The organism is Staphylococcus simiae, from assembly GCF_002902085.1.
In the GTDB taxonomy this organism is placed as follows: domain Bacteria; phylum Bacillota; class Bacilli; order Staphylococcales; family Staphylococcaceae; genus Staphylococcus; species Staphylococcus simiae.
Map to the genome: position 1 here is coordinate 38178 of NZ_PPQR01000034.1, position 6054 is coordinate 44231.

6 protein-coding genes are annotated in these 6054 nt (G+C 32.1%); all 6 read right to left on the reverse strand.

What is annotated here, in order from left to right:
* Window positions 1-33 precede the first annotated feature (33 nt).
* The 6 genes from tsf to xerC all read right to left on the reverse strand — a co-directional run bounded on the left by tsf (window position 34) and on the right by xerC (window position 5891).
* The gene (gene tsf, locus CD113_RS05580) at window positions 34-915 is read right to left on the reverse strand and encodes a translation elongation factor Ts (protein ID WP_002462105.1); all 882 of its coding nucleotides are present in this window, start codon (window positions 913-915) and stop codon (window positions 34-36) included.
* 281 nt (window positions 916-1196) lie between these two features.
* On the reverse strand, window positions 1197-1964 hold the full coding sequence (rpsB, locus tag CD113_RS05585; RefSeq protein WP_002462106.1) for a 30S ribosomal protein S2: 768 nt from the start codon (window positions 1962-1964) through the stop codon (window positions 1197-1199).
* A gap of 232 nt (window positions 1965-2196) precedes the next feature.
* Complete coding sequence (gene codY / locus CD113_RS05590) at window positions 2197-2970, reverse strand: GTP-sensing pleiotropic transcriptional regulator CodY (RefSeq protein WP_002462108.1); 774 nt, start codon at window positions 2968-2970, stop codon at window positions 2197-2199.
* A 21-nt stretch (window positions 2971-2991) separates the two neighbouring features.
* Window positions 2992-4395: an ATP-dependent protease ATPase subunit HslU gene (hslU, locus tag CD113_RS05595; protein WP_002462109.1), complete on the reverse strand. Its 1404-nt coding sequence runs from the start codon at window positions 4393-4395 to the stop codon at window positions 2992-2994.
* 57 nt (window positions 4396-4452) lie between these two features.
* Entirely contained in the window at window positions 4453-4998 is a 546-nt protein-coding gene (gene hslV, locus CD113_RS05600) for an ATP-dependent protease subunit HslV (RefSeq protein ID WP_002462110.1), read from the reverse strand.
* Window positions 4998-5891: a tyrosine recombinase XerC gene (xerC, locus tag CD113_RS05605; RefSeq protein WP_002462112.1), complete on the reverse strand. Its 894-nt coding sequence runs from the start codon at window positions 5889-5891 to the stop codon at window positions 4998-5000. Before xerC ends, hslV begins: the two co-directional genes overlap by 1 nt.
* Between the last annotated feature and the right edge of the window lie 163 nt (window positions 5892-6054).

Below are 6054 nucleotides of genomic sequence, written 5' to 3' on the forward strand. Positions count from 1 at the left end.
GGTGTCTTCTTCCTTGTTATACTTTATGACAGATTATTTCATTTGTCCTTTTACTTCGTCAGCAAAGTTTTCTTCGCGTTTTTCCATACCTTCTCCTACTTCATAACGTACGAAGTCAACAAGTTTTCCACCTTTTGATTTTAAGAAAGCTTCAACTGTTTGATCTGGGTCTTTAACGAAGTCCTGGTCTACAGCACAAATTTCTTGTAGATATTTACGTAAACGTCCTTCAACCATTTTTTCAACGATTTTTTCTGGTTTACCTTCATTTAAAGCTTGTTGTTTTAATACTTCTCTTTCATGATTAATTTCTTCTTCACTAACTTGTTCTGAAGAAACATATTTAGGGTTGATTGCAGCAATATGCATAGCTACATCTTTAGCTGCTTCTTCGTCAGTTGAACCTTCAACTACTGTTAACACACCGATACGTCCACCCATGTGTAAGTAAGCACCAAATGCATCATTGTCAGTTTTAGTTCTTATTGCAAAACGACGAATGCTTAATTTTTCACCAATTGTAGAAATAGCTTCTTTCATTCTTTCGTCAACTGATTTACCGTTTGGTAAAGTAGTTTCCATTAAAGCGTCAACATTTTCTGCTTTAGATTCAAGAATTTGGTTAGCAATTTCTTTAACTAATTCTTGGAAACCTTCGTTACGAGCAACGAAGTCAGTTTCTGAGTTAATTTCAACAATTGCAGCTTCATTACCTTTTACTTCAACGTGTACTAAACCTTCTGCAGCAATACGGTCAGCTTTTTTAGCTGCTTTAGCAATACCTTTTTCACGTAGGTAATCAATCGCTTTATCAATATCGCCATCTGTTTCAGTTAGCGCTTTTTTACAATCCATCATGCCTGCGCCAGTTTTTTCACGTAATTCTTTAACAAGTTTTGCTGTAATAGTAGCCATTCTTTATTCCTCCAATAAATTATATCAATATTTGTTTTTAATTTTAGCATTAATTTAGGTTTAATTGCCAATAGTCTATATTTGCAATTTTTTATAGTTAAATGATTGTTCATAACTGAAGCTATTATTAGGCTCATAGCTTTAATTATCTAAAAATCTTAACATAAATAAAAATAACAGTTAGCTTTAACATATCATTTATATTTTTCTTTTAAAAAAGGTGATAAGCATATATATCTTATCACCCATTTAAAACTATATCAAGTCAGAGTCAACAGTGATTATTCTGCAGTTGCTTCTGTTTCTTCTGATTTTTCTTTTTCATCTAAATCGATGTTTTGCTCTGCAGCAACTTCTTCATTAGATACGCCTTGTTGTCCTTCTAAGACAGCATCTGCCATTTTACCAGTCAATAATTTAACGGCACGAATAGCATCATCGTTTGCTGGGATAACGTAATCGATTTCATCTGGATCACAGTTAGTATCAACGATACCTACGATAGGAATATTTAATTTACGTGCTTCAGCAATAGCGTTACGCTCTTTACGAGGGTCAACTACGAATAATGCTTGAGGCATTGTTTTCATATCACGAATACCGCCTAAGAATTTGATTAAACGGTCGTATTCTTTTTTAAGTTCAACAACTTCTTTTTTAGGTAATACTTCGAACAAACCATCTTCTTCCATTTTTTCAATTTCAGAGATACGTTTGATACGTTTTGAGATTGTTTTATAGTTAGTTAATAATCCACCTAACCATCTTTGGTTAATGTAGAATTGTCCAGCACGTTCTGCTTCAGCTTTAACTGATTCTTGTGCTTGTTTTTTAGTACCTACGAATAAGACTTTACCGCCATCTTCAGATACTTGTTTTAAGAAGTAATAAGCTTCGTCAACTTTTTTCACTGTTTTTTGTAAGTCGATGATATAAATACCATTTCTTTCAGTGAAGATGTATTTTTTCATTTTTGGGTTCCAACGGCGTGTTTGGTGACCGAAGTGAACACCTGCTTCTAGCAATTGTTTCATTGAAATTACTGCCATGATAAATTCCTCCTAATGGTTAAATTACCTCCATTACAAACTACTGTAAAAACAATACTTCAAGTATTGCACCATTTACATATCGTTATTTGTAATGTGTGTATTGGCTTTATAGCCGAAGATAAATATAACATATTGTATGCTTAAAAGCAAATAGTTTTTATAAGATTTAAAAGAGACAGATAAGCAATTGACTGAATAAAATATCAAACTTATCTATCTCTAGTAATATCTATTTACTTTTTTCTAATTCATCTAAGAATTTTTCTTTTTTAACTTTAATAAAGGTACCTTTCATACCTAAAGAACGTGATTCTATAACACCGGCACTTTCAAGTTTTCTCAAGGCATTAACAATTACAGATCTTGTAATTCCAACTCTATCAGCAACTTTTGATGCGATTAACAATCCTTCAGTACCACCTAATTCATCAAAGATATGTTCAATGGCTTCTTTTTCTGAATAAGACAGTGAATTAATTGCCATAGTAATTGCAGCTTTGTCTCTCGCTTCTTTTTCAACTTCATTGTGTTTTTCTCGTAAAATTTCCATACCTATAACTGTTGCAGCATATTCACCTAATACTAAATCATTTTCATTAAAATCATCATGTACTCTACCTAATACAAGTGTACCTAATCTCTCTCCACCACCTAAAATTGGGAAGATTGTAGTTCTGCTATCGATGAAAACTTCTCTATTTTCTGGTGGGAATACTGTTAAAACATTATCAATATCAATATTAGATTCAGTTTGTTTAACTTCCATTAATTGATCAGTATATTCACTTGGAATGTGTCTTTCTTCTAACATACTAATAATTCGTTCACTTTTTAATAATTCGTTCAAACTCGATCCTAAAATTTTACCTCTACGCGATACGATGAAAACATTCGTAACTGTTACGCTACTAATTGTTTGTGCAACATCTTTAAAATCTACAGCTATACCTTTGTGTTTTTGTAATAATGTGTTTAATTCTCTAGTTTTAGATAATAAGCTCATGAATCTTTCTCCTTTTATATTTTATAAAATAAATGCACTTAAATCCTTATTTGTTGAAATTGATTTTAGTTTATCGTCAACATATTGAGGTGTTATATCTACAACAGCATGCGGCATATTTGGTGCTTCAAATGATAAATCTTCGAGCATTTTTTCTAAAATAGTATGCAATCTTCTAGCACCTATATTATCAGTATCTTGATTTACTTGATAAGCTATTTCAGCTAAACGCGTTATGGCTTCATCTGAAAAATTAACTGTTACTTCTTCTGTCTGTAATAATGCTTCGTATTGCTTAATTAACGATAACTTAGGTTCTGTTAAAATACTTACGAAGTCTGCTACTGTTAGGCTATCGAGTTCAACTCTAATTGGAAATCGACCTTGTAATTCAGGAATTAAATCACTCGGCTTAGAAACATGAAATGCGCCTGCTCCAATAAATAACATATGTTCAGTATTCACAGTACCATATTTTGTTTGTATCATGCTACCTTCCAAAATTGGTAGAATATCTCTTTGTACACCTTGTCTAGAAACATCTTGTCCACTATTTTGATTATTAGTAGCTACTTTATCTATTTCATCAATGAAAATAATCCCCATTTGTTCGGCTAATTCTAATGCTTCCTGATTTGCTGTCTCTTGATCGATTAATTGGTCAGCAAAGTCATCTGCCAAAATTTTACGTGCTGTTTCAACTGCAACTTCTCTTTCAACTTTTTTCTTAGGCATTAATTGATTCATCATATCTTGCATTTGTTGATTTTGATTCGTTCCTAACATGCCTAAAGCACCAGGGTCTTGTTCTACTTTAATTCGTACCTTTTCTTTTTCAAGTTTACCTTCTAGCAATTGTTGTTTAATTTCAGAACGCTTCGTTTTAATTTCTTCAGTTGGTGCTTCTTCCTCTTCTTCATTGTCTTGACCAAAATTAGGAATCGCACCTCCAAATAGAGATTCCAGCGGATTATTTGATTGTGAGGCTTTCTTTTTCATACTTGGTACTAACAATTTGACAAGTTTTTCATTTGCTTTATTTGTTGCTTCATCTTTAACTAATGCTTTTTTGTTATTTTTTACTAACCTAACTGAAACATCTACTAAATCTCTTACCATACTTTCAACATCTCGACCAACATAACCTACCTCTGTGAATTTAGTAGCTTCAACTTTAATAAAAGGTGCACCAACAACTTTGGCCATTCTTCTTGCAATTTCAGTTTTACCTACACCAGTTGGTCCAATCATAAGAATATTCTTAGGAGATATTTCTTGCTTAGCTTCTTCATTTAATAAGCTTCTTCTGTATCTATTACGTAAAGCAATCGCAACTTTACGCTTAGCATCATCTTGTCCAACAATATATTCGTTTAATTTTGATACTATCTCTTTTGGAGTCAATTTAATTCCAGTTGTATCCATTAATTTCATTCCTCCATTTTGCACTAAAATTCAGTATTCATTTCCAAATTTCTAACTTTATAATGTCTCTACCACAATATTATCATTCGTAAAGACACAAATATCTGATGCTACTTTAAGGCTTTCATAAGCCATTTCTTTAGCTGACATATGTGATGCATGTCGTTTTAATGCTCTACCTGCACTTAAAGCATAATTACCACCAGAACCAATTGCAATTAAGTCATCATCTGGTGCTATAACTTCACCAGTACCACTTACGACTAAAATTGCATCTTTATCCATGACGATCAACATCGCTTCAAGTTGACGTAATTGTTTATCTCCACGCCATTCTTGTGCTAATTCGACTGCAGCTCGCTCCAAATTACCACTAAATTGTTGTAATTTTGTTTCGAATTTTTCAAATAGTGTAAAGGCATCAGCAACACTTCCAGCAAAACCAGCTAAAACTTTGCCATCATATAAGCGTCTTACTTTGCGGGCAGTTTGTTTCATAATGACTTGTTGTCCTAATGTCACTTGCCCATCACCAGCCATAGCTGCTTCTCCATTATGTCTTACGGCATAAATAGTCGTTGCATGTAAAGTATTATTACTCATTATTCATTCTCCTTTTTTGCTCTAGGATGTGCATTTAAATACACCTTTCTCAATTGTTGATTCGATACGTGAGTATATTTTCCTGTTGTCGATAAATTTACATGTCCTAATAGTGCTTGAACAGTCCGTAAATCAGCACCTTCATTTAATAAATGTGTAGCAAAAGTATGTCTTAATTTATGAGGGTGTATCTTACTTACTCCTGATGTACGTTTAACTATGTCGTTAAGGACATATCTAACACCACGTTCAGTAATTGCTTCACCTTTTAAATTTACAATCAAAAAATCATGTTTTGAATGTTGTATTGGTTTGAAATCAGATAAATATTGTTCAATACTTTGTTTACAGAATTCACCGAAAGGAACAAAGCGTTGTTTATTACCTTTTCCTAAAACCGTTACGCCATTAGAATACATATCAATATCTTGTCGCTTAATATTAACTAATTCAGATACTCGAATACCTGTTGCATACAACAATTCCAAAATCACTCTATCTCTAATACCTTTTTTGGCATCTTGTTGTACCGTATTAAACAAAGCTTCCATCTCTTCTTCATAGAAAAATTGAGGAAGATATTGTTCTTTTTTAGGGTGTACTAATTGCACAAATGGATTAATGATGGAGTCATCCATAGTCATCCAATATTCATAAAAAGTACGTAACGTTGAGATTTTACGAGATACTGAAGTTCTTTTCAACTTATTTGAATATAAGTAACTTAAATAATTTCTAGCATCTCGATACTGAAACGTATTTAATTCTAAATGTTCTTGTTTCAAAAATTGATTAAATTGAACTAAATCATCATGATATGATTTTAATGTATGTTCAGAAAAGTTTCTTTCAACTTTTAATGTATTTAAAAATGATTGTTGGATGTTATTCAATATGTCACCCCTCCACCAATATAAATTGTAGCATATACAAGATAGGGCTTACAGTAATTTGATATTCAATTCTAAATCTTTTGAGAATTGAATTAATTTTATCATAATAACTTTTTCTTTTATTAAAAGGTTTATAACGAAAACGTTTAGTTATAGTATACAT

Coding starts and splice junctions, on each gene's coding strand:
- tsf (WP_002462105.1), bottom strand. CDS start 915: ATGGCTACTATTACAGCAAAACTTGTTAAAGAATTACGTGAAAAAACT.
- hslV (WP_002462110.1), bottom strand. CDS start 4,998: ATGAGTAATAATACTTTACATGCAACGACTATTTATGCCGTAAGACAT.
- rpsB (WP_002462106.1), bottom strand. CDS start 1,964: ATGGCAGTAATTTCAATGAAACAATTGCTAGAAGCAGGTGTTCACTTC.
- hslU (WP_002462109.1), bottom strand. CDS start 4,395: ATGGATACAACTGGAATTAAATTGACTCCAAAAGAGATAGTATCAAAA.
- codY (WP_002462108.1), bottom strand. CDS start 2,970: ATGAGCTTATTATCTAAAACTAGAGAATTAAACACATTATTACAAAAA.